Raw genomic sequence first — 26195 nt, forward strand, 5'->3', positions numbered from 1 at the left:
CTCAGCCGCCGAACGCGGCCTTCGCGCGTTGCCGGATCTCCTCGTTGCCGAGGTTCTCCTTGCGCGTCGCCAGCCACCAGACGTGGCCGAAGGGATCGACGAACTTGCCGCCGCGGTCGCCGTAGAACTGGTCCTCGACCGGACGCACGACGCGCAGGCCGGCCTGGACCGCGCGCGCCGCGAAGGCGTCGACGTCGGCGACATACAGATGGATGGTCACCGGCGAGCCGCCGTAGGCCGGCGGACTCTTGATGTCCATGTCCGGATATTCGTCGGCGAGCATGATCGGCGCTTCGCCGATGCGGAACTCGGCGTGGCCGACCTGGCCGCCGGCCTCGATGCGCAGCGTTTCGACGGCGCCGAAGGCCGCCTTGTAGAAGGCGAGCGCCTGCGCCGCGCCACGCACCGTCAAATAGGGCGTGGCCGCGCGGAAATCATCCGGGATCGGCTTGACGGCGCTCATCGGACTCTCCTTCGTGGCGTGGCGGACGGGACGGCTGGGCCGTGCATGATACCGGCTTTGGCTGGCCGCTTTGCGGCGCCGCGCCGCGCAACGGTCCCGCCGTCGCGGGTCGCACCGCCGCGCTGCCATGACGAAGCCCCTATAATCGCGCGCCCAAGACGGCTGCCGACCCGTGCCGCCGGACCGGCTCACCTCCCTGTCTCCGTAGTCTGACGAACATGAGCAAGCAAAGTGCCTCGCGCCGCAAGATCGCGCTCGCCTATTCCGGCGGCCTCGATACCTCCGTGATCCTCAAGTGGCTGCAGGACACCTACGACGCCGAGGTCGTGACCTTCACCGCCGACATCGGCCAGGGCGAGGAACTCGATCACGTGCGCCCGAAGGCGGAGGCGCTCGGCGTCAAGGAAATCTTCATCGACGATCTGCGCGAGGAGTTCGTGCGCGACTTCGTCTTCCCGATGTTCCGCGCCAACGCCGTCTACGAGGGCGAATACCTGCTCGGCACCTCGATCGCGCGGCCGCTGATCGCCAAGCGCCTCGTCGAGATCGCGCGGCAGACCGGCTGCGACTCGATCAGCCACGGCGCCACCGGCAAGGGCAACGACCAGGTGCGCTTCGAGCTCGGCGCCTACGCGCTGTGGCCGGCGGTGAAGATCATCGCGCCGTGGCGCGAGTGGGACCTCAACTCGCGCGAATCGCTGCTCGCCTACGCCGAGAAGCACGGCATCCCGATCGCCAAGAAGAAGGGCGGCGGCTCGCCGTACTCGATGGACGCCAACGCCCTGCACATCAGCTATGAAGGCGGTGGCCTCGAGGACCCGTGGTGGTGCCCGCCGGACGACATCTGGCGCTGGACGAAGAACCCCGAGGACGCGCCAAACGTCGCGCAGGAGATCACCCTGGAATTCGAGAAGGGCGATGCCGTCGCCATCGACGGCGTGCGCGGCACGCCGTTCGAGATTCTCGATCGCCTCAACAAGCTCGGCAGCGAGCACGGCATCGGCCGTCTCGATCTGGTCGAGAACCGCTACGTCGGCATCAAGAGCCGCGGCTGCTACGAAACGCCGGGCGGCACCATCCTGCTCAAGGCGCACCGCGCGATCGAGTCGCTGACGCTCGACCGCGAGCAGGCGCACCTCAAGGACGAGCTGATGCCCAAGTACGCCAGCCTGATCTACAACGGCTATTGGTGGAGCCCCGAGCGTCGCGCGCTGCAGGCCCTGATCGACGACACGCAGACGCGCGTCAACGGCGAGGTGCGCCTCAAGCTCTACAAGGGCAGCGTCTACAACGCCGGCCGCCGCTCCGGGGACTCGCTGTTCGACGCCACCCTGTCGACCTTCGAGGACGACCGCGGCGCCTACAACCAGAAGGACGCGGAGGGCTTCATCCGCCTCAACGGCCTGCGCCTGCGCACTGGCGCCAAGCGCGACCAGCGCTGAGCAGCGGGCGAAGCCCGGGAGCCGACTCGCCGGGTCGTCGATCCCGCGCTGCGCGCGGGCCCCTCGCCGGGCGGCTCGAGCGTGCGCTGATGCGCAAGGCGCTGCGCCCGTAAACGCCGGGACGGCCCGGGCGCCGCATGGCGCCAGCCTCGGCGAAGCGGCGCAAGGGGCAGACGTGCGCCGCCGCGCCGCTCAACGCCGGCGCCGTTCGCGTGCCTTCTCGCGCTCCGCGTTCTGCTTCGCCTGCTCGAAGCTGATCACGCTGAGCTTGCCGTCGGCCTCGACGAAGCAGCGGTAGACGTCCTCGACATGCTGCAGGCCGTCCTGGTGCAGGCGGCCCATCAACTCGGTCTCGGTGATCAGCTCGCGGCGCATGGCGCGCCATGCGATGCGGCCGTCACGGATCAGGGTCACCGGCGCCGGCAGCATGAGGCGGCGGATCGGTTCGTAGCGGTAGCTGGCCCAGTCGAGCGCGAAGTCCCAGAGCACGATGGTGCCGATCAGCACCACGCCCTCGGTGATCGAGGTGTAGGTGCCGGCCATGCCGTTCTGCGCGGCGTCGGCGATGATGACCACGACCAGCAGGTCGGCGATGTTGAACTGCCCGGCTTCGCGGCGCAGCACGCGCATGAGGAAGAACAGGAACAGGTAGATCAGCGTGCCGCGCAGCACGACTTCGGCGAGCGAGCCGCTCGGCACGAACAGGGCGTGCCAGTCGATCTGCCAGAACTTGCTCATGGTGTGCTCCCCGCGCCCTGGATCGTGTCGTGCACGAAGCGTAGCTTGGCGATCGCCGTCGGCGACAGCACGAAGGGATAGGCGTCGGCGAGACCGAGGCCGCGGTTGAGGTTGTTCATCGCGAAGGTGAGCGGCAGCCAGCGCTCGATCAGCGCGTCGAAGGAACCGCGCAGCGGCCGCGTCAGATCGGCGGCGCCGGGCAGGGGCGCATCGCGCAGCGACAGGCCGCAGGCCGCCGCCGTCTGCAGCGTGTCGCTGATGTGCAGGTAATGCGCCCAGGTCTCGGCCCAGTCCTCCCAGGGATGGCTGCCGGCGTACTGGCTGACATAGGCATCGCGCCAGCCGCCGTCGTCGGCGCGGTCGTAATGCTGCTGCAGGGCCTGCGCGTAGTCGGCGCGCTCGTCGCCGAAGCGCTCGCGGAAGGCGTCGAGGCGCGCCGAGCCGGCGATCAGGCGCTCCCAGTAGTAGTGGCCACTCTCGTGCCGGAAATGGCCGAGCAGGGTGCGGTAGGGCTCGTGCAGCGCGACGCGGCGCTTCTCGCGCTCGGCATCGTCGGCCTCGGCGACGCTGATGGTGATGACGCCGCCGGCGTGGCCGGTCATCACCGCGCCCTCGCCGCTCGGCGCGTCGGCGAGGAAGTCGAAGGCGAGGCCGCGCTGCGGGTCCTCGTCGCGGCTGTGAATCGGCAGGCGCAGTTCGATGAGGCTGTACAGGAGCCGCCGCTTGGCGACCTCGAGCCGGTACCAGGCCTGCGCGTGGCCGTCGACCGACAGATCCGGCAGCGTGCGCGTCAGCCGGCAGGAGGGGCAGAGCTCATGCGCCTCGTGCGCCGGGATCGCCCAGTTGCAGACGTTGGCGGTGCGGTAGTTGCGGCACAGGCGATACGGCGCGCCGCGGCCGCCACGCGTGACGACGCGCCAGCGCAGCTCGTCGAGCGGCTCGAGCGCCGCCATGCGGCGCCGGTCCGGCAGGAACGCGAGCGTGCGTCCGCAGCGGGTGCAGACGGAGTTCTCGAAGAAGATCAGTTGGCCGCAGTGGTCGCAGCGGAAGATTTTCACGCCGGGCTCCGCGTGGAGGTCACAGGCCCCAGTTATGGCCACCGGCGATGAATCGGTGCTGTCTGGCGCGCACCGCTTGCGCGCCGCGCTGCGATTGTCACAGCCGGAACTGCTCGCCGAGGTAAACGCGACGCACCGTTTCGTTGGCCAGCAGCGTGTCGGGCGAACCTTCGGCGATGACCTGGCCCTCGGCGAGGATGTAGGCGCGCTCGCAGAGCGACAGCGTTTCGCGCACGTTGTGATCGGTGATCAGCACGCCGATGCCGCGTTCCTTGAGGTGATGGACGATCTGCTGGATGTCGCCGACCGCGATCGGGTCGACGCCGGCGAAGGGCTCGTCGAGCAGGATGAAGCGCGGATTCGCAGCCAGCGCGCGGGCGATCTCGACGCGGCGGCGCTCGCCGCCGGACAGCGCCTGGCCTTCGGCGTCGCGGATGTGCGTGATGTGCAGCTCGCCGAGCAGGCGTTCGAGCTCGGGTTCGCGCTGCGCGGCATCGAGATCCTTGCGCAATTCGAGGATCGCCAGGATGTTGTCCTTCACCGACAGCTTGCGGAACACGCTGGCTTCCTGCGGCAGATAGCCGAGGCCGAGGCGAGCGCGGCCATGCATGGGGAGGCCGGTGATGTCGCGGCCGTCGAGTTCGATGCGGCCGCCGTCGGCGGGCACCAGGCCGACGATCATGTAGAACGAGGTGGTTTTGCCGGCGCCGTTCGGGCCGAGCAGGCCGACGATCTCGCCGCTCGACACGGTCAGCGACACGTCGCGCACCACGGTGCGCTTCTTGAAGCGCTTGACCAGCGCGAACGCGGACAGCGTCGAGGCGCTCACGGCGCGCCGTCCTTCTTGCCGTCGGCGGCGTCCTTCTTCGGCGGTGGCGGCTGGAAGGTGATCGTGACCTGGCCGTTGTTGCCGCCGCCGGCGGCGCGGATGCGGCGCTCGGGCACCACGTAGCCGATGGTATTGCCGTCGACGACGTCGTCGCCGCGCTTGAGGTGCGCATTGCCGGTCATGTCGACGGTGCCGCTGCGCGAGTCGTAATGGATCTCGCGCGCCTCGGCATGCACCGGCTGCGCGGCATTGCCGCTGGCGTCCGGATCGGCGGCGTGGTCGAGCTTGGCCGGCGCGCCGTGCACCCAGGCCTCGAACTGGCCGTCGGCCGCCTGCCTGACATCCATGCTGTCGCCGAGCACGGTCAGCGTGTTCGATGTCATCGACACGCTGCCGCTGTACTTCATCATGTTGTTCTGCACCCACTCGACGCGATCGGCCTTGACGGTGACCGGGCCCGTGGGGCGCAACTCGTCGAGCGATTCGCGCGCCGACGATTTCCTGCTGTCGCCCTCGCTGCCGCTCTGCGCGTGCGCGCCGGCGGCTGCAATCAGCAGCGCGGCGCTGAGGACCTTAACGGTGTGGCGCATCGTATTGCATCTCCACCTTGCCGGACATCTGCACGTGCGTCGCGTTGAAATCGGCCTGCCAGCCCTGCGCCGTCGCCGAGCGTCCCGGCGCCTCGGCGCGCACCGGGCGATCCGAGCTGATCAGCTTCTGGTCCCAGTCGACCCAGACTTCGCTGGCGGCGATCGCCGTCGGCAGGTTGCCCTTGATTGCGCCCTTGACGCTGACGTCCGGCTCCAGGCGCATGCGATTCTCGTTGGCCGGCACGATGCCACGCGGCGCCTCGACGTGCCAGCTGCCCTGCGCGCCGCCGAGCCGGTCGAGCGCCACGGTGCTCAGTACCATCGAGCGATCCTCGAAGTAGTCGATGTGTTGCGCCGTGGCCTCCACCAGCGGCTGGCCGTCGGCGCCGTAGCGCGTCCAGACCGCCCGCTCGGCGACGTAGAGCGGCACGCGGTCGTCGCCCGATGCGCCGTTCGACGCCAGCCTGCGGTCGCGGTGCATGCTGCTGTTGACGATCCACGCCGCGGCGGCGATCAGGATCAGGAACGGCAGCCAGGCGCGCAAACGGGTTTTCACGTCAGGCGACTCCGAGGCCCTGCGCGTCGAGGATCAGGTCGATCGCCTCGCGCACCGCGCCGTGGCCGCCGCCGTAGCGCGACACCCAGTGGGCGGCGGCCAGCGCCTTCGGATGCGCGTCGGCGACCGACAGTGCCAGCGACACGCGCGTCATCAGCGGCAGGTCCGGCACGTCGTCGCCCATGTGCGCGCACTGCGCGTCGGTCAGGCCCAGCTCGTCGCGGATGCGCAGATAGGCGGGCGCCTTGTCTTCGGTGTCGAGCGCGATGTGCTTCACGCCGAGCCAGCTCAGGCGCTGGCGCATCGCCTCCGACGGGCGGCCGCTGATCACGGCGACGTGCAGGCCGGCCTTCAGCATCATCTTGATGCCGAGCCCGTCGCGCACGTAGTTGGTCTTGGCTTCCTCGCCGTTCGGGCCGATGTAGAGCTTGCCGTCGGTCAGCACGCCGTCGATGTCGAGGAACAGGCAACGGATGTCGCGCGCGCGCCAAACCAGCTCGGTGGTGTCGAGCAGCGCCACTAGACGACTCCCGCGCGCAGCAGGTCGTGCATGTGCAGGACGCCGGTCAGATGGCCGGCCTCGTCCTCGATCAGCAGCGCGGTGATCTTGTGTTTCTCCATCAGCGCCACGGCCTCGGCGGCGAGCTGGTCGGCGCGCACGGTCTTGCCGCCGCGCGTCATCACCTCGTCGACGCGCGCCTGGCGCACGTCGATGCCCTGATCGAGCACGCGGCGCAGATCGCCGTCGGTGAACACGCCGAGCACCTTGTTGTCGGCATCGACGATCGCCGTCAGGCCGAAGCCCTTGCGCGACATTTCGAGCAGCGCATCGCTGAGCCTGGTGTCCGGCGAGACGCGCGGCAGGCGCTCGCCGCCGTGCATGACGTCGGAGACCTTCAGCAGCAGCTTGCGGCCGAGCGAGCCGCCCGGGTGCGACATGGCGAAGTCCTCGGGCGTGAAGCCGCGCGCTTCGAGCAGCGCGACGGCGAGCGCGTCGCCCATCGCCAGGGTCGCCGTCGTGCTCGCGGTCGGCGCGAGGTTCAGCGGGCACGCTTCCATCGCCACCGAGACGTCGAGATGGACGTCGGCGGCGGTGGCGAGCGTCGACGCCGGCTTGCCGGTCATCGCGATCAGCGGCGCCGACATGCGCTTGAACAGCGGGATCAGCGTGACGATCTCGACGGTCTCGCCGGAATTCGAGATGGCGATGACGACGTCCTGGCGCGTGATCATGCCGAGGTCGCCATGGCTGGCCTCGCCCGGATGCACGAAGAAGGACGGCGTGCCGGTCGAGGCCAGCGTCGCCGCGATCTTGCTGCCGACGTGCCCCGACTTGCCCATGCCGGTGACGACGACGCGGCCGGTGCAGGCCAGCATCAGCGCGCAGGCGCGCGCGAAGCGTTCGTCGATGCGCGGCAGCAGCGCGCTGAGCGCGTCGCGCTCGATCTCCAGCGCGCGCCGGCCCATCGCCTGCAGCTTCGCGGATTCCATGCCGGTGACGGTCCCCATGGGGCTCCGGTTCGAAAAAAGGGCGGCCAGTATACCGGCCACGGCGCGGCCGGCAGGTGCCGGCTCTCAGGCCGAACGTATCGTTTCGTAAGCCTCGAGCGCCCGCTTGCGCGAGGCGCCGAGTGCGACGATCGGCTCCGGATAATCGACCTTGAGGCGCAGACCGGCTTTTTCAAGCTCGCCGGCGCGCGCCAGCCACGGCGCGTGCGCGGCCTCCGGCGGGAGCGTTGCCAGCTCGGGCAGCCAGCGCTTGATGTAGGCCGCGTCGGCGTCGAACTTCTGCGCCTGCAGCAGCGGGTTGAAGATGCGGAAGTAGGGCGCCGCGTCGGCGCCGCAGCCGGCGGTCCACTGCCAGCCGAGCGTGTTGTTGGCGAGGTCGGCGTCGAGCAGGGTGTCCCAGAACCAGCGCGTACCTTCCTGCCAGGGGATCAGCAGGTTCTTGGTGAGGAACGAGGCGACGATCATGCGCACGCGGTTGTGCATCCAGCCGGTCTGCCAGAGTTCGCGCATGCCGGCATCGACGATCGGCATGCCGGTGCGGCCGCGTTGCCAGGCTTCGAGGTCGGCCGCGTAGTCCCGCGGCTTGCGCCAGGGCATCTTCGCGAACCTGTCCTGCAGCGGCGCGTCCGGCGTGTGCGGGAAATGGAACAGCAGGTGATGCGCGAACTCGCGCCAGCCAAGCTCGCGCAGCAGTTCCTCGGCGTCGGCCTCCAGTGTCGCGGTGCCTTGCGCACGGCGCAGCACGGCGGCGCGCAGCTGCTGCGGCGACAGCTCGCCGAAGTGCAGATGCGGCGACAGGCGCGTGCCGTCCTCGCGCGCCGGATGGTTGCGGCCGGCCGCGTAATGGCCGAGCGAGCCGCGCACGAAGGCGTCGAGCGCATGCAGCGCACCGGCCTCGCCGGGCCGCCAGTGTGCATAGAAGCCGGCATCCCATTTCAGCTTCGGCAGCAGTTGCAGCGATTCGAGCGTGTCGCTGGCGGGCTGCCGGCGCGGGCCCTTGAGGCGCACCGGCGCGGCTTCGATCCGCAGGTCCGGCAGCTCGGCGGCGAGGCGGCGCCAGAACGGCGTGAAGACGCGATACGGTTCGCCCGCCGCGGTGCGCAGCGTCGACGGCTCGTGCCACAGCGCGGCGCGCTGGCTGTGCGCGGCGATGCCGGCCTCGCGCAGCGCCGCCTTGATGCGGCGGTCGCGGGCGACCAGGGCCGGTTCGTAGAGCCGGTTCCAGTAGACCGCCTCGGCGCCGGTTTCGCCGATGAGCGCGCGCAGCGCCTGCAGGCTGTCGCCGCGGCGGATCAGGAGCGGCACGCCGCGCTCCTCGAAGTCGCCGCCGAGGCGGGCGAGGCTGTGGTGCAGCCACCAGCGGCTGGCGGCGCCGGGCGCCCACGGCCTTTCGGCTTCGAAATCGGCGATGAACAGCGGCACGACGCGCTCGTGGCGCTGCAGCGCGAGGTGCAGGGCCGGGTTGTCGGTCAGCCGCAGGTCGCGGCGGAACCAGACAATGGCCGTCGAGTCACCGGGCAGGGAAGGAGTGCTCATGCCGGTATTCTGGCGGCAAACGCGGCCGGAAAAGCGCCGGTCGCGGCCGGTCCGGCGGACGTGGCGGGACGACGCACGCCTATAATGCCGGCCTGCCATGTCCTCCCCATCCGCTTCCACCACCGCGGCGCCCAGCGCCCTCTCGATTCGCGGCATCCGCAAACGCTACGGCGCGCTCGAGGCGCTGCGCGGCGTCAGCTTCGACATCCAGCGCGGCGAATTCTTCGCGCTGCTCGGCCCCAACGGCGCCGGCAAGTCGACGCTGATCAGCATCATCGCCGGTCTCGTGCAGGCCAGCGAAGGCAGCGTCGCGGTGCTCGGTCACGATACCGTGCGCGACTACCGCGCCGCGCGCCGCCTGCTCGGCGTGGTGCCGCAGGAACTGGTGTTCGATCCGTTCTTCAAGGTGCGCGACATGCTGCGCATCCAGGCCGGCTACTACGGCTGCGGCAAGGAAGTGTGGCCGTGGATCGACGAGATGCTGGAGCGCCTCGATCTCACCGCCAAGGCCGGCAGCTCGATGCGCGCGCTGTCCGGCGGCATGAAGCGCCGCGTGCTGATCGCCCAGGCGCTGGTGCACAAGCCGCCGGTCGTCATCCTCGACGAGCCGACCGCCGGCGTCGACGTCGAGTTGCGGCGCATGACCTGGGCCTTCATGAGCGACCTGCACCGCCAGGGCACGACCGTGGTGCTGACCACGCACTATCTGGAGGAGGCGCAGGAGCTGTGCTCGCGCATCGCCATCCTCGATCGCGGCAGCGTCGCGGTGATCGAGCCGACGCGGCAGCTGCTGGCGCGCCACCCGTACCGCTTCCTGCGCATCAAGCTGGCCGGCGCCGCGCAGCTGCCGGAGGCGCTGCGCCCGCTGATCACCGGCGAATCCGACGGCACCCTGGAGCTCAAGCTGGAGACCAGTCGCAATCCGATCGGCGGCGTGTTCGACGCGCTGCGCACGGCCGGCATCGCCATCGAGGACGTGCACACGCGCGAGCCGGATCTCGAGGACATCTTCATCGAGCTGACCGGCCATCCGGCGAAGGCCGGCGGCGCGACGGCGGGAGCGGCGAAATGACGCCCGACCAGCTCGGCTTCTACACCCTGCTCAAGAAGGAAGTGATGCGCTTCTGGTCGGTGCTCGGCCAGACCGTCACCGCGCCGGTGATCACCGCCCTGCTGTATCTGCTGGTCTTCGCGCAGGCGATGAAGGGCCGCGCGCCGGTCTATCCGGGCGTCGGCTACACCGAGTTCCTGGTGCCGGGCCTGATCATGATGACGGTGATCCAGAACGCCTTCGCCAACACCTCGTCGAGCCTCATGCAGTCGAAGATGATGGGCAACATCGTCTTCCTGCAGATGGCGCCGATCGGCCCGTTCGAGTGGTTCGGCGCCTACGTGGCGGCGGCGATCGTGCGTTGCGCGCTGGTCGCGCTGGCGATGCTGCTGGTGACGATGCCGTTCGTGCAGCTGCCGGTGCACGCGCCGCTGGCGCTGCTGGCGATGTTCCTTCTCTCGGCCGGCAGCCTCGCGGTGCTGGGCCTGATCGCCGGCATCGTCGCCGAGAAGTTCGATCACGTCGCCGCGTTCACCAATTTCTTCATCACGCCGCTGTCCTTCCTGTCCGGCGTGTTCTACTCGGTGCACGCGCTGCCGCCGCTGTGGTTCAAGGCCAGCCATCTCAATCCCTTCTTCTACATGATCGACGGCTTCCGCTACGGCTTCTTCGGCCACGCCGACGTGCCGATCGTCTACAGCGTGCTCTGGGCGTTCGGCTTCTTCGCCGCCGCCTCGGCGGTATGCCTGTGGATGCTGGTGACCGGCTACAAGCTGAAGCGCTGAACTCCGGAGTTCTTCACCATGAACAAAGACCAGATCAAACAACTCATCGAGGCCGGCCTGCCCGGCGCCCAGGTCACCGTGCTCGGCGACGACGGCCAGCATTTCGAGGCCACCGTCATCAGCAGCGAATTCGCCGGCAAGCCGCCGCTCGCCCAGCACCGCATGGTCTACGCGACGCTCGGCGAGCGCATGGGCCGCGACATTCATGCCCTCAAGCTGACGACGCGCGCGCCCTGATGGACAAATTCATCATCGCCAGCAACGGCCCCCTGAACGGCGAGATCGACGCCTCCGGCGCCAAGAACGCCGCCCTGCCGATTCTCTGCGCGGCGCTGCTGTCGGACGAGCCGCTGCACGTGACCAACGTGCCGAAGCTGTGGGACGTCAACACCACGCGCAAGCTGCTGCTGCAGATGGGCTGTACGGCCGAGCAGCCGACGCCGCACGAGATGCTGATCGACGCCAGGCCGATCAGCACCTGCGTCGCGCCCTACGAGCTGGTCAAGACCATGCGTGCGTCGATCCTCGTGCTCGGTCCGCTGGTCGCGGCGCGCGGCGAGGCGCACGTTTCCTTGCCGGGCGGTTGCGCGATCGGTGCGCGGCCGGTCGATCTGCACCTGATGGGTCTCGAAGCGATGGGCGCCGAGATCAGGCTCGAAGGCGGCTTCGTGCATGCCCAGGCGCCGGCCGGCGGCCGGCTCAAGGGCGCGCGCATCGTTTTCGACACGGTGACGGTGACCGGCACCGAGAACCTGATGATGGCGGCGACGCTCGCCGACGGCGAAACCGTGCTCGAGAACGCCGCGCGCGAGCCGGAAGTCGTCGACCTGGCGCGCTGCCTGCGGGCGATGGGCGCGCAGCTCGAAGGCGAGGGCACGACGACGATCCGCGTGCGCGGCGTCAAGGCCCTGCGCGCCGCCAAGCACCAGGTGCTGCCTGACCGCATCGAGACCGGCAGCTACCTCGTCGCCGGTGCGGCAACACGTGGCCGCGTGCGCGTCAACAAGACCGATCCTTCGATGCTCGACGCCGTGCTGGTCAAGCTGCAGCAGGCCGGCGGCAAGATCTCGACCGGCCCGGATTTCATCGAAGTCGACATGCAGGGCAAGCGGCCGCTGGCGGTCAACATCCACACCATGCCGCATCCGGGTTTCCCGACCGACATGCAGGCGCAGATGATGGCGATGAACTGCCTCGCCGAGGGCGTCGGCCTGATCAAGGAAACCATCTTCGAGAACCGCTTCATGCACGCGCAGGAACTGCTGCGCCTCGGCGCCGACATCCGCATCGAGGGCAACACCGCCGTGGTGCACGGCAGGGAACGCCTGCAGGCGGCGCCGATCATGGCCACCGATCTGCGCGCCTCGGCCTCGCTCGTCATCGCCGCGCTCGCCGCCGACGGCGAAACCTTCATCGACCGCATCTACCACATGGATCGCGGCTACGAGGACATCGAAGGCAAGTTCACGGCACTGGGCGCGAAGATCAAGCGCGTCGCCAAGCTGATCTGAGCGCCGTCACGGAGACCGCCATGGCCGAACCCACCAAGAAGCTCGCGGTCCTGATCGACGCCGACAACACGCAGCCCTCGATCGCCACGGCGCTGCTCGCCGAGATCGCCAAGTACGGCGTGGCCAACGTCAAGCGCGTCTATGGCGACTGGACGACGGACAACCTGAAAGGCTGGAAGAAGGTGCTTGTCGATCTGGCGATCCAGCCGATCCAGCAGTTCAGCTACACGACCGGCAAGAACGCGACCGACAGCCGCATGATCATCGACGCGATGGACCTGCTGTACTCGGATCGCTTCGACGGCTTCTGCCTCGTGTCTAGCGACAGCGATTTCACCGGCCTTGCTTCGCGCCTGCGCGAGGCGGGCCTCACGGTCTACGGCTTCGGCGAGCGCAAGACGCCGGTGTCGCTGCGCGCCGCCTGCGACAAGTTCATCTATCTCGACGTGCTGCGCGAACCGGCGAAGGCCAAGAGCGCCAGGCCGGCCGAGCCCCGCGCGGACAAGACGCTCGACAAGGGGGCCGAGAAAAGCGCGCCGAAAAAGTCTGCCAGGGCACCGGCCCCGCTGCCGGCCCTGGTCGAGGTGGAGCGCTCCTCGCCGAACGTCGGCGCCGACGCCGAACGCGCCGCCGAGCCGCGCGCCGAGAAGAGCGATCCGAAGACCGACGCCGAACTGCACGAACTGCTCGAACAGGCGATTGAGGATGCCGCCGACGACGACGGCTGGGCGCCGCTCGGTGCCGTCGGCCAGCTCATTTCCAAGCGCAAGGCCGATTTCGACTCGCGCAATTACGGTTACAAGAAGCTCAGCGAACTGGTCGTCGCGACCGGCCGCTTCGAGATCGACGAGCGCAAGTCGGCGGACGGCCGGCAGCGCAGCGTCTACCTGCGCGATCCGAAGGCCGCTTAGCGCCGCCGCAGCGGACGCGTCAGCGCCGGGCGGCTACAATGCCGCCCCTTTCGCGTTTTACTGCACGAGATCCGGCGATGACCGCGCTGACGCTGGCCCTGTCCAAGGGCCGCATCCTCGAAGAAAGCCTGCCGCTGCTGGCCCGCATCGGCCTCGACCCGGCCGGCGACATCGATCGCCTGCTGCGCGTGCCTTCGCGCACGCCCGGCGTGTCGCTGCTGATCATCCGGCCGGCCGATGTGCCGACTTACGTCGAGCACGGTGCCGCCGACCTCGGCATCGTCGGCAAGGACGTGCTGATGGAGAACGGCAGCCGCGAGTTGTACGAGCCGCTCGACCTCGACATCGCCAAGTGCCGTCTCTCGGTCGCGGCCAGGAAGGACGCGCCGCCGCGCGATCCGCGCCGCCGCCTGCGCGTCGCCACCAAGTATCCGGAAATCACCCGCCGCCATTTCGCCGACAAGGGCGAGCAGGTGGAAATCATCAAGCTCTACGGCTCGATGGAACTGGCGCCGCTGGTCGGCCTTGCCGACGTGATCGTCGATCTGGTCGCCACCGGCGGCACCTTGCGCGCGAACGGCCTCGACGAAACCGAAATCATCTGCCAGGTCAGCTCGCGCCTCGTCGTCAACAAGGCGGCGATGAAAACCAAGAACGCCGCGATCAGTGCGCTGCTCGCGCAGATCCGCCGGGCTGGGCAGAGCAGGAAGGCGGCGTGACGATCATGGACGTCCGCCGCCTCGACACGCGCCGCGCCGACTTCGATGCGCAGCTGACCGCGCTGCTCGACCGTGCGCCGGAAACGAGCGCGGACGTCACCCGCGTCGTCGACGGCATCGTCGCCGACATCCGCGCACGCGGCGATACCGCGCTGCTCGAACTGACGAACCGCTTCGATCGCCGCACGCTGAACAGCGCGGCCGCATTCGAAGTGCCGAAGGTGCAATGGGCCGCCGCCTGGGAGGCGCAGCCCGCCGATCTGCGCGCCGCGCTCGAAGCGGCCGCCACACGCATCCGCGCCTACGCCGAACGCCAGAAACTGGCGCCGTTCGCCTTTACCGACGAGTTTGGCAACACGCTCGGCCAGGAAGTGCGCGCGCTCGAACGCGTCGGCATCTACGTGCCGGGCGGCAAGGCGGCGTATCCCTCGTCGGTACTGATGAACGCGATTCCGGCCAAGGTCGCCGGCGTCGACGAGATCATCATGGCGGTTCCGGCGCCAGCCGGCGAACTCAATGCGGTCGTGCTCGCCGCCGCGCATCTCGCCGGTGTCGATCGCATCTTCACGATCGGCGGCGCGCAGGCCGTCGCCGCGCTCGCCTACGGCACCGCCACCATTCCGCCTGTCGACAAGATCGTCGGTCCCGGCAACGCCTACGTCGCCGCGGCGAAGCGCGCAGTGTTCGGCCGCGTCGGCATCGATTCGATCGCCGGACCGAGCGAAATCGTCGTCATCAGCGACGGCGGCTCCGATCCGCGCTGGATGGCGATGGACCTGTTCTCGCAGGCCGAGCATGGCGAGGATTCGGAAGCCATCCTGATCTCGCCGGACGCGGCGTTCCTCGATCGCGTCGCCGCGGCGATGGCCGAGCGCGTGACGACGCTGCCGCGCGAGAAGATCGTGCGCACCTCGATCGGCGAGCGCGGCGCACTGATTCTGGTGCGTGATCTAGCCGAAGCCTGCGCGCTGTCGAACCGCATCGCGCCCGAGCATCTCGAACTCGCCGTCGAAGCGCCGCGCGCCCTGATTCCGCAGATCCGCCACGCCGGCGCGATCTTCGTCGGCCGCCACACGCCCGAAGCCTTCGGTGACTACTGCGCCGGCCCGAACCACGTGCTGCCGACCTCGCGCGCCGCGCGCTTCTCCAATCCGCTCGGCGTCTACGAATTCCAGAAGCGCAGCAGCCTGATCGAATGCACGACGGATGGCGCCAGGCCGCTCGCGCAGATCGCCGGCCGCATCGCCGACGCCGAAGGCCTGCAGGCCCACGCACTGAGCGCGCGCGATCGGGGTTGAAACAGGCTCTTTTCCCCCGCCTTACCACCCTGCTTCGGAGTGACCAAAAGTGGCCCCGCCAAATCGGACAGCCGGATAAGTGATGTTCTGCTCTAATCGGACGGCGCCGGTGGCGCCCAAGGAAGAGCAGATGAGAAGGCCCAGAAGGAATCACACCCCGGCGTTCAAGGCCAAAGTGGCAGTGGCTGCAGTCAAGGGCGAGAAGACCCTGGCGCAGCTGGCCGAGCAGTTCGGACCAAGCGTGATGGACCTGCAGGCCAAGATCGGACAGCTGACGATGGAAAACGATGTTTTAGAACGCGCGCTCGATCGAGTCCACGGCCCGAGCGCCAAGCGATGATCGACCGGACAGCGGCGCTGCCGGTGACGCAGCAGTGCCGGATTCTGGAACTCTCACGATCGACGGTGCATCGCCGGCAGCCTGGATTGCCCGAAGCCGATCTGACGCTGATGCGCCGGATCGACGCGCTGCATCTGGAATATCCCTTCCTGGGCAGCCGGCAGCTGCGCGACTGCCTGCGTCTGGAGGAACACCGGATCTGCGGCAAGCGCGTCCGGCGCCTGATGCGGCTGATGGGTATCGAGGCGATCTACCGCAGGAAGAACACCAGCAAACGCCACCCGCAGCATCCGGTGTTCCCGTAGCTGCTGCGCGGGCTGACCCTCGACCCTCGATCGACCCATCAGGTCTGGGCGATGGACATCACGTACTTGCCCATGAAGCGGGGCTTCGTCTACCTCGCCGCCGTGCTCGACTGGGCCACGCGCCGCATCCTGTCGTTCCGGCTGTCGAACAGTCTGATGACGGACTTCTGCATCGAAGCCGTCGAGGAGGCACTGGCCCGCCACGGCACGCCGGAGATTTTCAATACGGATCAGGGCAGCCAGTTCACCGGCTTCGAGTTCGTCAGCCTGCTCCAGGGCCATGGCATCCGGATCAGCATGGACGGCAAGGGCTGCTGGCGCGACAACGTCTTCGTCGCGCGGCTGTGGAAGACAGTCAAGTACTAGGAGGTCTACCTGCACGCCTACGAGTCCGTGTCCGAGGCGCGGCAGCAGCTGACTCGCTACATCACGTTCTACAACACCCGGCGTCCGCACTCGTCGCTTGACGTCCAGACCCCCGACACCGTGTACTTCGCCGCGCTGCCATCACGGCTCGCGGCTTAACCCGGCAGAACATCACTTATAAAACCGGGAAAGCTGTCCGACGAAGCGGGACCACTTCTACCTCACTCCTACTTTCCCCTCATCGCAATTTTCTGGAATTGCGTCGGCGTGATGACCGAGTTTTAGCTTTTTTCGGCCGTTGTAAATGCGCTGCGACGATTTCACTCAACTCTTCGATCAATTGGTGACGGGAAACGTTCTCAGGCAAGTGTGCAACATAATTCTGCACGGTGTGCACGACCGCATTTTCCATGACGAAAACCCGCGTATCTAGGTGCTTGGGAGAGCACTTTGGCATGTGCAAGCGCATATAAGCTCGGGTGCTGTTGCGGATCATGTTGTCCAATGACAACGGCATCGCGGGCAGTGATAGCTCCGGGTAGTGAAGCGGCAGTCCCAGCAAGACTTTCCGGTCTTTTTCGTACAACTCGACGAGAGACCGAACGATGATCTTGAGCGCACGGTCGGGCGTCATGCTGATGACGTCATACAACACTGCTCGAACGGTATGGGCAGCGCGTGCAGACGCATCTTCGTACAGGGCCAGCACGATGGCTTCCTTGTTCGGGAAATATTGGTAGAGCGATCCGATGCTCACCCCTGCTCTCGCGGCAATCTTCTCCGTACTGAGCTCGTGCCATTTTTCCGTATCCACTAACTCACGCGTGGCCTGCATGATGTTGCCGACTGTGATCTGCGCGCCCTCGTACCTCGGCGTGCGCCTCCGGCCGAACTTCCTTGCAGCACGCTTCTGACTCGAAACGACCTCCGATTCGCGTGCTTTCTCCGGCTGCCGCATTTCTTCTTTGACTTTCATGTGAGGGACATACAAGGAATATACGAGTTGAATATGAGGTTATCTCACATAGATCATCCCGACAACAAAAAGGCCGTGCCCGGATTCAGGCTGCGTCAGCGTCTCAGCGGTTGCCTGTGCCGATCACTATCCATGGAAACCGGAGGAGCGAGTGGACCGAAGCCATCAATGGGGCATTTGGTGCGGGATTCTGTATCTGGTCGTGTGCGGGAGCGGATTTGTCCTGATCTCAGGCTTCTTTCCGCCACTGAATCCGCAACTCGGCCCTGCTGAGCTGAGCCAGTTATTCATCAAGAACGCCAGTTCGATCAAGGTTGGAATGATCTTGGTTCAGTCATCCGCCTTTCTCTACATGGCATGGGGCGTTTCGCTATCCGCGCTCATTCGCCGAATCGAGAGCGACGATGCTCATTTCCTCAGCACTTGTCAGATGATCGGCAGCATCTGGCTTGCCTTCTTTTTTGTGCTGCCGCCAATGATCTGGGGTGCCTTGGCTTACCGACCTGACATCGATCCTAAACTTCTGCACTTCGCGAACGATGTCAGCTGGATTCTGTTCATCACGCCAGTGCCGCCAGCGCTGATGCAGTACATCCCTCTAGGTGTGGCCATTCTTCGCCAGCACGAGGAGAACGCCATATTCCCCCGGTGGTTGGGCTATTTCTCGCTCTGGGCTAGCTTCATGTTCGCACCGGGCTGGCTTCCGTATTTCTTCCAAAACGGACCATTTGCCTGGCACAGCGTATTCGCGTTCTGGGTGCCCGTCGTCGTGTTCTCGACGATCGTCATGACCCTGCTTTCCTTCATGCATCAGATCGCGAAACAGAGGGGTCGGATTGAACCGGGAACTCGTAGACCAAGGTTTTGATCAGTTCCCCAAAACATAAAGTAAAAGAATTACGTTGTTGCGATATGGGAGGAGAAAAATGCGTATTTGGATCAAGAAAATCGCAATGTCCGCGGTATGTATATGGAGCGTCGGCGCCTGGACGGCTCGCGCGGAGAACGGGCCTGCTTCCGAGGCGCCCGTTCCGGAGCAGGAACAATTTCCTCCGATGAACGCAGGCACGATGCAGGTGGCCGAGGATCGCGGCGCGGAAGACGGCAGCGAGGCGGCCGGTGCTGGGCCGCTGCCCACGATACCGGTGCCCTCATCGGAAGACGACGGATCCGCGACAGAAGCCTCTCGAGGGAATAATGGACAAAGTCGTCTGATCGAAGAGATCATTGTCACGGCGCAGAAGCGGGAAGAGCGCCTCAAGGATGTGCCCATCTCCATCGCGGCCTTCAGCGCGGATTTCCTCAGCGCCAAAGGCGTGTCGACCCAGCAGGACTTGCCGAAAATCACGCCGGGACTGACTTTCAGCGGCGCCGTCAGCTTCGCTTCTGCGTATATCCGCGGCGTAGGCACGGACGCCTTTCTTCTGGCCGATCCGGTCGTGGTGACTTACATCGACGGCGTTTACTTCCCAGCCGCCACGACGCAGTTCGAGAACTTCGGCATGGTCGAGAAGGTCGAGATAGACAAAGGACCACAAGGAACGCTGTTCGGACGCAACGCCTTGGGTGGCGTCATCGCCGTCACGACGCTGGATCCCTCTCTGGAGTCCGTCAAGGCTTCTGCAGATGTGAGCTACGAGAGCTTCGTCGGAATCGACCCCGGCCGTTACGCTCTGGACGCGTCGGGCTACGTGAGCATCCCTGTCATGGATTCGCTCGCCGTCAGCGTGTCCGGGCTCTATCGGCAGAACGACCCCAACTTCGAAGACTGGGTCGGCCCCGTCAACACTCGCCATCCGCTGGAGGCAGGCCGTGCCGATTCCTTTCGGATCAAGACGCTCTGGAATCCGACCGACTGGTTCAAGCTCAGGCTCAACGCTTCCAATTTCTATTCGAATGATCCGCAAAGGACGTTTGCGGTCAACTTCGCGCCCTCCCCGCTGCTGGGGGCGGCGATCAAAGCACAGGATCCGTACGGAAAGGGACAAGTCGATACATCTCCAGCCAGCTGGAGCAAGGGCAGGACTTACTTTGGCGACCTCACCTTGCACACCGACTGGACGGACATACAGTTTCTGGGCAGCGACCAGAAGATCAAGTCCATGGTCCGCTACGACTTCGATGCCTCGCCGATACCGATCGCGGAATACTACATGCACAATGACGGGCCGATCTTTTCGAGCGGCCGTTCGGCCGAACTGCGCTTCCTATCGAACGACAGCGCGCCTGACTGGTTGCAGTACATCGCGGGCATCTACGCCTACGAGCAACAGTCGGGCCTCGAGCACGCGGTCATCTCCGCGCTCGCGACCAATCTGAACGAGGGCCGAATCGCAGGCATCGCCGTGCCCGGCCTCTCCGATTTCTACAAACAGCTCATTCAGATTCCCGGCGTGGGCGGCCTACTTCCCCCGGGCGTGCAGCTAGCGCTGGGCGGTGCGCTGAAGGCCAGATCGATCGCAGGTTATGGCCAAGTGACCTTCAAGCCTTACGACTGGGGCTCGTTGACGCTGGGCGGTCGCTACACCGAGGACAAGAAGTGCATCGACTACGCGTATCAGGGTGCCTACTTGAGCGACGAAACCCTCGTGACTCTGCTCAACTACAGCGGCTGCGATGCGTCACCGTACCGGGGTATCGTCCTGAACAAGACCGACGATGCCGAGTATCGCAGCAAGACTTACCGCTTCGATCCCAAGATCACACTCGATTTTCGTCCCGGCGATGGCTGGCTCGGACGCGATCCGCTTCTGTATCTCAGCTATCAGACGGCTTCCATCGGCGATACCTTCAACGTCGTCAGCCTGCTGAATAGTCCATCCCTCGCGCTGGGCAGCAAGATCGCGGCTTACGAGCTGGGCCTCAAGACGGTTCTTTTCGATGGCCTTGCCAGCGTCGATGGCGCCGTCTTTCACTACCGCGAAACGAACGCGCAATCCCAGGTGGTCTCGCTGCAATCCGGTGGGGCCGTCCATTTCGAGAATGTCCCCGAGCTGCGCACCGTCGGCGCGGATCTGAGCATGGTGTCCTCGATCCTGCCAGCACTGACGAACGACGGCCTGGTCCTGACATTGAGCATGTGCTACCTGAATTCGAAGTACGAGAGCTATCCGAACGCCTCGGGCTTTTCGCCGACCACCGGCCTGTATTCCAACGACTACGACTTGACCGGAAACCGTGTCGTCCAGACCCCCACGTTCACCGCGAACGCGGGATTGAACCAGACCATTCAATTGTCCAGCGGATCGCTCGAGTTCGGTATCGATTGGTACTACAACAGCGGCTTTTATTTCCACGCGCAGAACACGGCAACGTCGCATGTGGCTGCTTATGACACGCTCGGCTTCACGATCAGCTACCTGTACCAACCCTGGAATGTCCGCATTACGGGATTCGGTCGAAACATTCTCAACGAGCGCTACATGAACGGAATCTTCATCAACGATTTTGGCGCGGACGCATTTCCCGCCCGCCTTTCGTCCTACGGTGTGACGCTGCACTGGGATTACTGAGCATCGAGCGGGATCAATGCTTTCCCCCGAAATCGCGCAACAGCGCAACCGAACAGGAGAAAGATGTGGATGCAGCGAGAAACAATGCCGTTCGAATTCCCGGAGAATCCGGAATCTGGTTCGTCGTATTCGCCGAGTTGATGGCGTTCACGGTTTTTTTCTCTGTGGCGCTTGTGTACCGGATATTCGATCCTTCCTCGTATTCCGAATCGATCCTGTTGCAGAACCAGCTCGTCGGGCTACTGAACACCGTGATCCTGATCACGAGCTCGTTGACAGCCGCAGGCGCCGTACATGCGGTGAAGAACGGCGAGGAAAGGCGGGCGTCGCGTCTGGTGCTTGTCACGATCGGCCTGGGTCTGCTTTTCGTCGCAGTCAAGTACTTCGAATGGGGATCGAAGATCGAGCGGGGCATAACTCTGAACGCCAATCCCTTCTTCATGACGTATTACGTTTTTACCGGAATCCATCTTGCCCACGTCTTGATAGGTTTGGCGCTGCTGATTTCCGTGTATCGCGCGCTGCAGCGCGGAGCGGCCTTGAAGATCACGGAGATCGCCGCGCTATTTTGGCATTTGGTCGACTTGCTCTGGATCATTCTTTTCACCCTCTTTTATCTGCTCCGATAACTAACGGCCATGTTTACAAAAGGGATGCTGATCGCCTGGTTCATTCTCATCACTGCGGGCTTTTTCTCGACGAGCCTGGGCTTCGTGGGAGTCGAAGACCGATTCGTTATAGGGATTTCGCTCATCTTGATCGGTTTTGCGAAAAGCGCTCTGCTCATGTGGGAATTCATGGAAGTTCGCAACGCGCCGGCGATCATCAAGGGCATCGGCTGCGCCTGGATCGTGCTTACGGCGACATTACTGAGCATTCTGTTTTCATATCCGGACCTGGGGCATTGATTCCTGAGAATAGACGTTTGAGGAATACCTGCCAGATGGGCACGCAACAGTCTCGTAGAACTGGCCGCTGAAAAGTCTCCAGGAGAACAAGATGTCATCAGATCAAGTAGCTCCTTTTGGCGCTCTGGTCCCTGATTTTGAGCTGGCGTTCATCGTGTTCAGCGCGCTGATGAATGCCGGATGTCTGATCTACGGAGCTATTCTCGCCAAGCGTATGCGGTCGTGCCTTCCCTTGCTGGTTCTACCGGCAGGGCTGGTGACGGTCGTTGTCGAAGCCACTGTGGCACATCTGGGTCACGTATGGCATCCCCGTGTCGGGCAGACAGAGCTATACAATTCCTATGGCACCTCAATCCCGGTCTATCTTGCTTTTGTCTACTCTTTCTATTTCGGCATCGCTTATCTGGCGGCACTACACGCAGCGTCAATCAATGTCCTGACTCGTCGTCGACTATGGACGGCCGCTGGTTTCGTCGCGATCGGTGCCTTCGCGATGGAAATTCCGGTCGTCCAATCTGGACTATGGATTTATTTTGGTACGCAATCACTTTGGTTCTTCAAGGGGTCGTTGCCAATATGCTGGGTCTTGATGAACGTCAGCTGCGTCTTTTTCGCGGCGACCGTTTTACTCATGGCAAGGTCAATTCTTGTGGGCTGGCGTCAGCTCTGCTTCCTGCCCATGTCTCCCATAGCTGCATATATGGGACACATTGGCTCTGGATTTCCTTTTTACCTGGTTGCCAACAGCAGCTATGCATCCAATCCAGTCGCTGTACAGGCGAGTGGAATCATGACGGCCATAAATTCCGTACTGATCATTTCCTTCTGTATCCACCTGCTGACTCGCGAGTTTGAAGGATGTCATGTCTGTGGGAGCGCGGAGCCGCCCAGCGGCGGCGCATGAAGATCAAGCGAAACACTAAGGAAGAAACGTGTCATCGACAGACAACAACAGCGCTGCAAACTGGGTCGCCGAAGTGACGGGCGCAACGAATATCAGTATCGTGCCGCTGGCCGAGCCGGGCATGTCGCGGGCGATCCTGTTGGTTACCGGTACACTGCGCGACGGCACTGCGTTGGACGCGCTGATCAAGCAGGAAAGTGGGCGCGGGCCGTTCTACGACACGCCGTTCGGCTTGCGCCGCGAGGCCGAAGTCATGCGCACAGCCGCGCGTGCCGGGGTTCCTGTCCCGCGAATTCTGGCGGTATCGGACGATGAATCCTGCTTCCTCATGGAACGCCTCCGCGGCAGTGCCGCGTCGCATTTTCGCGACGCGGCAGAGGAGCGTTCGGTGCGCGCGAGCTACCTGAAGAATCTTTCCGCTCTGCACGCTGCCAGTGTATCTGCGTTCCCGCTGCCGTTTTCGGGGGCTCCGGATTCCCGGCAGGCGATATTGAGTGACATGGAAGATTTTTGCCAGATATATGAGCGCTTCTGTCCAAGGGATGCCACGATCGAAGCTGCCTTCGTATGGATGAAGGACAACGTCCCGCAAAATCTGGAGTCTCCTTCTCTGCTGCACGGTGACGCCGGTCCTGGCAACTTCATGCACGAGAATGGTGGGGTGACGGGGTTTATCGATTGGGAGATGGCCCATCTCGGCGATCCCGCGGACGATCTGGCATGGCTCTGGTTTCGCAAGAAAGTTCTTCGTCAGGATGCGGATTTAGGCGACTGGTATGACGAATACTCGATTTATTCGGGCCGTCCGTTCGATGCCGGCAAAGTAGCGTACTTCCGTGTCGCCGTCCTGATCCGTACTTCGATCGCGGCCCGCATGATCCAGGTTCGCAATCCAGACCGAGACCTCGAAATGGCCGACATCGTGGTGGGCCTCTTGGGCTTGGCGCTTCAGGAGCGGAACGGCGCCGATGTCGGCGCAAGTATTCCTCCCTTGCGATAAACAGCCACACATCGCGGCGAACGGAGTCATATCCGTGCGAACCGGATAACCGAAGCCCCTGGGGTGGAGAACGGATTGCCGGTCTATACGGCGGACTGACTTGTATTTCCCATCAATCACGAATCAGGCAGGACAATCGACATGGCACTCGACATCACCAGAAGCCAGCCCCCCGCAATCGGCATGGAGCATCATGGCAATCACCCGCCCGACGGGGGGGAATGGTTTCAGGAAAGCGCGCTGTTCAACTTTTCAGATCCACGCTCTGGTATTGGCGGGCAGTACCGGATCGGCATACATCCCGTCCACCAATCTGCTCATCTTTACACTTGGACACAGATCAACGGGAAGATGGTGGACAAGCGTTTCATCGAAGGACTGAAGCTCCCTGAAGGAGACGTCAACGACTGCGCACTCTCGGATGTCACGTTCGCGACGCTCGAACCATACAAGAAGTACCGTATCCAAGTCGTCCAGCCCGAGTTCGAACTGGACGTCATATGGGAAGCCTTCACGATTCCGATACAAATGGGCTTCAACGTCGGTGGCGCGACGGTCGCTGCCGGGCACTACAACTGCATCGGCCGTGCCACTGGCAAAGCTATGTACAAGGGAGTGGAGTTCAGCATCAATGGCGATGGCTTCATGGATCATTCCTGGGGTGCGAGAAAGACGCACGTGCCTGGATCGCGGTGGATTCTGGCGATAGTCGATCCAGAATGCTTTTTCATGGCCTTGCCGCTGCTCACCGACGTTGGCCGTTTCATGGCAGGTTACGTCGCATTCGATGGGAAGCTCCGCATGCTGACCAACGACTTCGACATCAACATGACGATGCGGGACGACTGGTTCACGCCCGCGGCTTGCGACGCCCGTTTCTTCGACGAAGATGGAAGGGGCTTCCGGTTAAGTGGACGGAGCTTGGGACCAAGCAGCAGCCAGCCGTTCTTGGGGGGAAAAGCCTATACGCATGCTCTTGCGGAGTTTGAGTTTGGCGGTCGCATCGGTCGTGGCCTCCTCGAGTCATCCGCTCCGGAAAATCTGCTGCCATCGATGAACAAGGCGTACCAACTCGATCCGGCGGGTATTTGGTGCGCAAGGCAGGGACTTTAGTCATCCGGCTGCCCACGACTCGAATCATGTGAGGCAAAGCTTCTGCCTTCGATCGCCATACGCAGCTGCCGATAGCCCTCGACGAGCCGCGGCCCCGGGCGGCCGAGAAATTCCTCGCTGATGGCGACGATGCGGCGCTCACGGATCGCGTTGACGGCCTGCCAGCCTTCGCGCTTCAGCACCACGTCGGCGCGATACTTGTCGACCTTCACGCCGCACCAGCTCATGGCCAGCACGTCGATGCCGGTGTCGGGCGCCTGATCGGCGACCAGCGTGTGCGTTTGCGTGTCGCACTCCGCGAGCGCGTTGCGGCCGCCGGCACGTTCGATCAGATCGTGCACCCATGAGCGCCGCGCGGCGCCGATGACGGGTTTCGGCCACCACTCGACGAGCACGCGCGGCGCATCCTCGCGTGGCGTACATACCGGCATCTGCGCCTGCATGTCGCCAACCAGCTGCTCGCCTCGCGCGGCGACGCCGAGTGCGGCGGCGATGCGGCGGATGTCATCGAACACATCGTCGAGATTCTGCGGATTGCAGACGACCAGCGGCACGCCGGACGCTTCAAATGCCGCGACGATGCGTTCGTGTCCCGGCACGGTCAGCGAGCTGAGCACGAGATCCGGACGCAGGGCGAGGGCGGCGTCGACGTCCAGCTGCAGATCGCGGCCGAGCTGCGGCAGGCGACCGACGACACCGGGCGGAAAATCCGAATCGCTGTCGACCGCGACGAGCGCGTCTTGCAGGCCGAGCGCGCAGACGATCTCGGTGTTCGAGCAGGTATGCGAGACGACGCGCATGACATTGCGTTTCAGCATTCGATCCGCGCGAACGCCTTGCGCGCACTGCGCCGCCACGCGAGCCCGAGGGCGCGTTGCACGAGCGCCGCGGCGCCCGGGAACTTGCCATCGAAGCGGATCAGGTAGTCGAGCTCGGTGCCCCGGCCGGTTTCCTTGAGGTGAATCGTGCCGAGATGATTCTTCAGCGGGCCGCCGCGCACGATCGTGTATGCGAGGCGCGTCGGACGCTCGAAGCCGACGATCTTCTCGTCGAAGGACAGCGAGCCCGGGCCGATGCGGCGAATCGAGCCCAGACCATTCGGTTCGGACGGATCGTCGCCGGCGCGGATTCGCAGGCAACGGCTGCCGAACAGCGCGGCGAAGTTCTCGTGTATGGAGAGAAATTCGAAAACCGCGGTGACGGGCGCGGCGATCGTTTCATTGAAGCGGAGTTCGTGCGCAGGCATGGGCTTGGACGGAGAAGGCGGGACGCTGACTCTAGCAGCGGCGGCCGGCAAAAGAGCCGATAATGCGGGCCGGAGTCGGCCGGGCAATCGCTGCCGCGCAAGCGGGGGAGGAAAGTCCGGGCTCCACAGGGCAAGGTGCCAGGTAACGCCTGGGCGGCGCGAGCCGACGGAAAGTGCAACAGAGAGCAAACCGCCGAACGCCTTCATGCAGTGGGAGCACCTGTCGCCCGCGGGGCGGCGAAGTGCCTCCTACAAGCCGCAAGGCCGCGTGAAGGGCGTGGCAAGGGTGAAACGGTGCGGTAAGAGCGCACCGCGAGTCCGGCAACGGACCGGCACGGCAAACCCCACCTGGAGCAAGACCAAATAGGGAAGGACCGGCGGCAACGTCGGACACGTGGCCCACGTGCCTTCCGGGTAGGTTGCTCGAGCGGCGCAGCGATGCGTCGCCTAGAGGAATGATTGCCGGAACGCGCAAGCGTCCGCACAGAACCCGGCTTACAGGCCGACTCCGATTTTTTCGCACCACTTC

At 64.8% G+C, this 26195-nt stretch carries 27 protein-coding genes, 1 other RNA gene and 1 pseudogene; 17 read left to right on the forward strand and 12 right to left on the reverse strand.

The window, feature by feature from the left end:
- Nucleotide 1: 1 nt before the first annotated feature.
- Nucleotides 2-463 carry a VOC family protein gene (locus tag K344_RS0106660; protein WP_028080016.1) on the reverse strand — a complete coding sequence of 154 codons (462 nt, stop codon included), beginning with the start codon at nt 461-463 and terminating at the stop codon, nt 2-4.
- A gap of 218 nt (nt 464-681) precedes the next feature.
- Between K344_RS0106660 and K344_RS0106665 the strand changes: the two genes are divergently transcribed.
- Nucleotides 682-1905, forward strand: a complete 1224-nt coding sequence (locus tag K344_RS0106665; RefSeq protein WP_028080017.1) for an argininosuccinate synthase — start codon at nt 682-684, stop codon at nt 1903-1905.
- Nucleotides 1906-2097: 192 nt separating this feature from the next.
- Here K344_RS0106665 and K344_RS0106670 read toward each other — a convergent pair whose 3' ends face one another.
- From K344_RS0106670 to K344_RS0106705, 8 genes are all read right to left on the reverse strand, one after another.
- Nucleotides 2098-2643, reverse strand: a complete 546-nt coding sequence (locus tag K344_RS0106670) for a DUF421 domain-containing protein (RefSeq protein ID WP_028080018.1) — start codon at nt 2641-2643, stop codon at nt 2098-2100.
- Nucleotides 2640-3701, reverse strand: a complete 1062-nt coding sequence (locus K344_RS20530) for a zinc-binding metallopeptidase family protein (RefSeq protein ID WP_043113957.1) — start codon at nt 3699-3701, stop codon at nt 2640-2642. The genes K344_RS0106670 and K344_RS20530 overlap by 4 nt, the downstream gene beginning before the upstream one ends.
- 97 nt (nt 3702-3798) lie before the next feature.
- Nucleotides 3799-4530: an LPS export ABC transporter ATP-binding protein gene (lptB, locus tag K344_RS0106680; RefSeq protein WP_028080019.1), complete on the reverse strand. Its 732-nt coding sequence runs from the start codon at nt 4528-4530 to the stop codon at nt 3799-3801.
- Nucleotides 4527-5120, reverse strand: coding sequence for a lipopolysaccharide transport periplasmic protein LptA (gene lptA / locus K344_RS0106685; protein WP_028080020.1), 594 nt, complete (start codon nt 5118-5120; stop codon nt 4527-4529). The genes lptB and lptA overlap by 4 nt, the downstream gene beginning before the upstream one ends.
- Entirely contained in the window at nt 5104-5676 is a 573-nt protein-coding gene (gene lptC / locus K344_RS0106690; RefSeq protein ID WP_043113960.1) for an LPS export ABC transporter periplasmic protein LptC, read from the reverse strand. Before lptC ends, lptA begins: the two co-directional genes overlap by 17 nt.
- A gap of 1 nt (nt 5677) precedes the next feature.
- Nucleotides 5678-6196 carry a KdsC family phosphatase gene (locus K344_RS0106695; protein ID WP_028080022.1) on the reverse strand — a complete coding sequence of 173 codons (519 nt, stop codon included), beginning with the start codon at nt 6194-6196 and terminating at the stop codon, nt 5678-5680.
- The gene (locus K344_RS0106700; RefSeq protein ID WP_281169445.1) at nt 6196-7185 is read right to left on the reverse strand and encodes a KpsF/GutQ family sugar-phosphate isomerase; all 990 of its coding nucleotides are present in this window, start codon (nt 7183-7185) and stop codon (nt 6196-6198) included. Before K344_RS0106700 ends, K344_RS0106695 begins: the two co-directional genes overlap by 1 nt.
- A gap of 66 nt (nt 7186-7251) precedes the next feature.
- Nucleotides 7252-8721, reverse strand: a complete 1470-nt coding sequence (locus K344_RS0106705) for a cryptochrome/photolyase family protein (protein ID WP_028080024.1) — start codon at nt 8719-8721, stop codon at nt 7252-7254.
- A 97-nt stretch (nt 8722-8818) separates the two neighbouring features.
- Here K344_RS0106705 and K344_RS0106710 point away from each other — a divergent pair, with 97 nt between their 5' ends.
- The 8 genes and pseudogenes from K344_RS0106710 (at nt 8819) to K344_RS20535 (ending at nt 16166) form a co-directional block, all read left to right on the forward strand.
- Nucleotides 8819-9793, forward strand: coding sequence for an ABC transporter ATP-binding protein (locus K344_RS0106710; protein WP_028080025.1), 975 nt, complete (start codon nt 8819-8821; stop codon nt 9791-9793).
- Entirely contained in the window at nt 9790-10557 is a 768-nt protein-coding gene (locus K344_RS0106715) for an ABC transporter permease (protein ID WP_028080026.1), read from the forward strand. The genes K344_RS0106710 and K344_RS0106715 overlap by 4 nt, the downstream gene beginning before the upstream one ends.
- Nucleotides 10558-10575: 18 nt before the next feature.
- On the forward strand, nt 10576-10794 hold the full coding sequence (locus tag K344_RS0106720; protein ID WP_028080027.1) for a BolA family protein: 219 nt from the start codon (nt 10576-10578) through the stop codon (nt 10792-10794).
- On the forward strand, nt 10794-12068 hold the full coding sequence (murA, locus tag K344_RS0106725) for a UDP-N-acetylglucosamine 1-carboxyvinyltransferase (RefSeq protein ID WP_028080028.1): 1275 nt from the start codon (nt 10794-10796) through the stop codon (nt 12066-12068). Before K344_RS0106720 ends, murA begins: the two co-directional genes overlap by 1 nt.
- A 20-nt stretch (nt 12069-12088) precedes the next feature.
- Entirely contained in the window at nt 12089-12979 is an 891-nt protein-coding gene (locus tag K344_RS0106730) for an NYN domain-containing protein (protein WP_028080029.1), read from the forward strand.
- 77 nt (nt 12980-13056) lie between these two features.
- A complete protein-coding gene (hisG, locus tag K344_RS0106735) occupies nt 13057-13698 on the forward strand; it encodes an ATP phosphoribosyltransferase (RefSeq protein WP_028080030.1) in 642 nt (213 codons plus the stop codon).
- Nucleotides 13699-13703: 5 nt separating this feature from the next.
- A complete protein-coding gene (gene hisD, locus K344_RS0106740) occupies nt 13704-14996 on the forward strand; it encodes a histidinol dehydrogenase (RefSeq protein ID WP_043114003.1) in 1293 nt (430 codons plus the stop codon).
- 130 nt (nt 14997-15126) lie between these two features.
- Nucleotides 15127-16166 (forward strand): annotated as a pseudogene (locus K344_RS20535) (IS3 family transposase).
- A gap of 79 nt (nt 16167-16245) precedes the next feature.
- Here K344_RS20535 and K344_RS23400 read toward each other — a convergent pair.
- On the reverse strand, nt 16246-16983 hold the full coding sequence (locus K344_RS23400; RefSeq protein ID WP_084197069.1) for a TetR/AcrR family transcriptional regulator: 738 nt from the start codon (nt 16981-16983) through the stop codon (nt 16246-16248).
- Between the two features lie 151 nt (nt 16984-17134).
- Between K344_RS23400 and K344_RS0106755 the strand changes: the two genes are divergently transcribed.
- The 7 genes from K344_RS0106755 to K344_RS0106780 all read left to right on the forward strand — a co-directional run bounded on the left by K344_RS0106755 (nt 17135) and on the right by K344_RS0106780 (nt 24420).
- Nucleotides 17135-17851, forward strand: a complete 717-nt coding sequence (locus tag K344_RS0106755) for a hypothetical protein (protein WP_157622802.1) — start codon at nt 17135-17137, stop codon at nt 17849-17851.
- Nucleotides 17852-17909: 58 nt separating this feature from the next.
- Complete coding sequence (locus K344_RS0106760; RefSeq protein ID WP_084197071.1) at nt 17910-20495, forward strand: TonB-dependent receptor; 2586 nt, start codon at nt 17910-17912, stop codon at nt 20493-20495.
- Between the two features lie 65 nt (nt 20496-20560).
- The gene (locus K344_RS23405; protein ID WP_028080035.1) at nt 20561-21124 is read left to right on the forward strand and encodes a cytochrome c oxidase subunit 3; all 564 of its coding nucleotides are present in this window, start codon (nt 20561-20563) and stop codon (nt 21122-21124) included.
- Between the two features lie 24 nt (nt 21125-21148).
- Nucleotides 21149-21403, forward strand: a complete 255-nt coding sequence (locus K344_RS20540) for a hypothetical protein (protein ID WP_157622803.1) — start codon at nt 21149-21151, stop codon at nt 21401-21403.
- 91 nt (nt 21404-21494) lie between these two features.
- On the forward strand, nt 21495-22307 hold the full coding sequence (locus K344_RS23885; protein WP_157622804.1) for a hypothetical protein: 813 nt from the start codon (nt 21495-21497) through the stop codon (nt 22305-22307).
- Between the two features lie 28 nt (nt 22308-22335).
- A complete protein-coding gene (locus K344_RS0106775) occupies nt 22336-23307 on the forward strand; it encodes a phosphotransferase family protein (RefSeq protein ID WP_157622805.1) in 972 nt (323 codons plus the stop codon).
- A 141-nt stretch (nt 23308-23448) separates the two neighbouring features.
- A complete protein-coding gene (locus K344_RS0106780; RefSeq protein WP_028080037.1) occupies nt 23449-24420 on the forward strand; it encodes a DUF7064 domain-containing protein in 972 nt (323 codons plus the stop codon).
- Here the strand turns inward: K344_RS0106780 and K344_RS20545 are convergent.
- Together K344_RS20545 and K344_RS22890 are read right to left on the reverse strand one after the other, a co-directional pair.
- A complete protein-coding gene (locus K344_RS20545; protein ID WP_245586138.1) occupies nt 24417-25238 on the reverse strand; it encodes an ABC transporter substrate-binding protein in 822 nt (273 codons plus the stop codon). The two genes, K344_RS0106780 and K344_RS20545, sit on opposite strands and share 4 nt — an antisense overlap.
- Nucleotides 25232-25717, reverse strand: coding sequence for an SRPBCC family protein (locus tag K344_RS22890; protein ID WP_157622806.1), 486 nt, complete (start codon nt 25715-25717; stop codon nt 25232-25234). Before K344_RS22890 ends, K344_RS20545 begins: the two co-directional genes overlap by 7 nt.
- Nucleotides 25718-25737: 20 nt before the next feature.
- On the opposite strand from K344_RS22890, the gene rnpB reads away from it, so the two are divergent.
- An RNA gene (rnpB, locus tag K344_RS22905) (RNase P RNA component class A) lies at nt 25738-26180 on the forward strand.
- The last annotated feature ends 15 nt before the right edge of the window (nt 26181-26195 follow it).

This window comes from Solimonas soli DSM 21787 (assembly GCF_000474945.1).
Classification (GTDB): Bacteria; Pseudomonadota; Gammaproteobacteria; order Nevskiales; family Nevskiaceae; genus Solimonas; species Solimonas soli.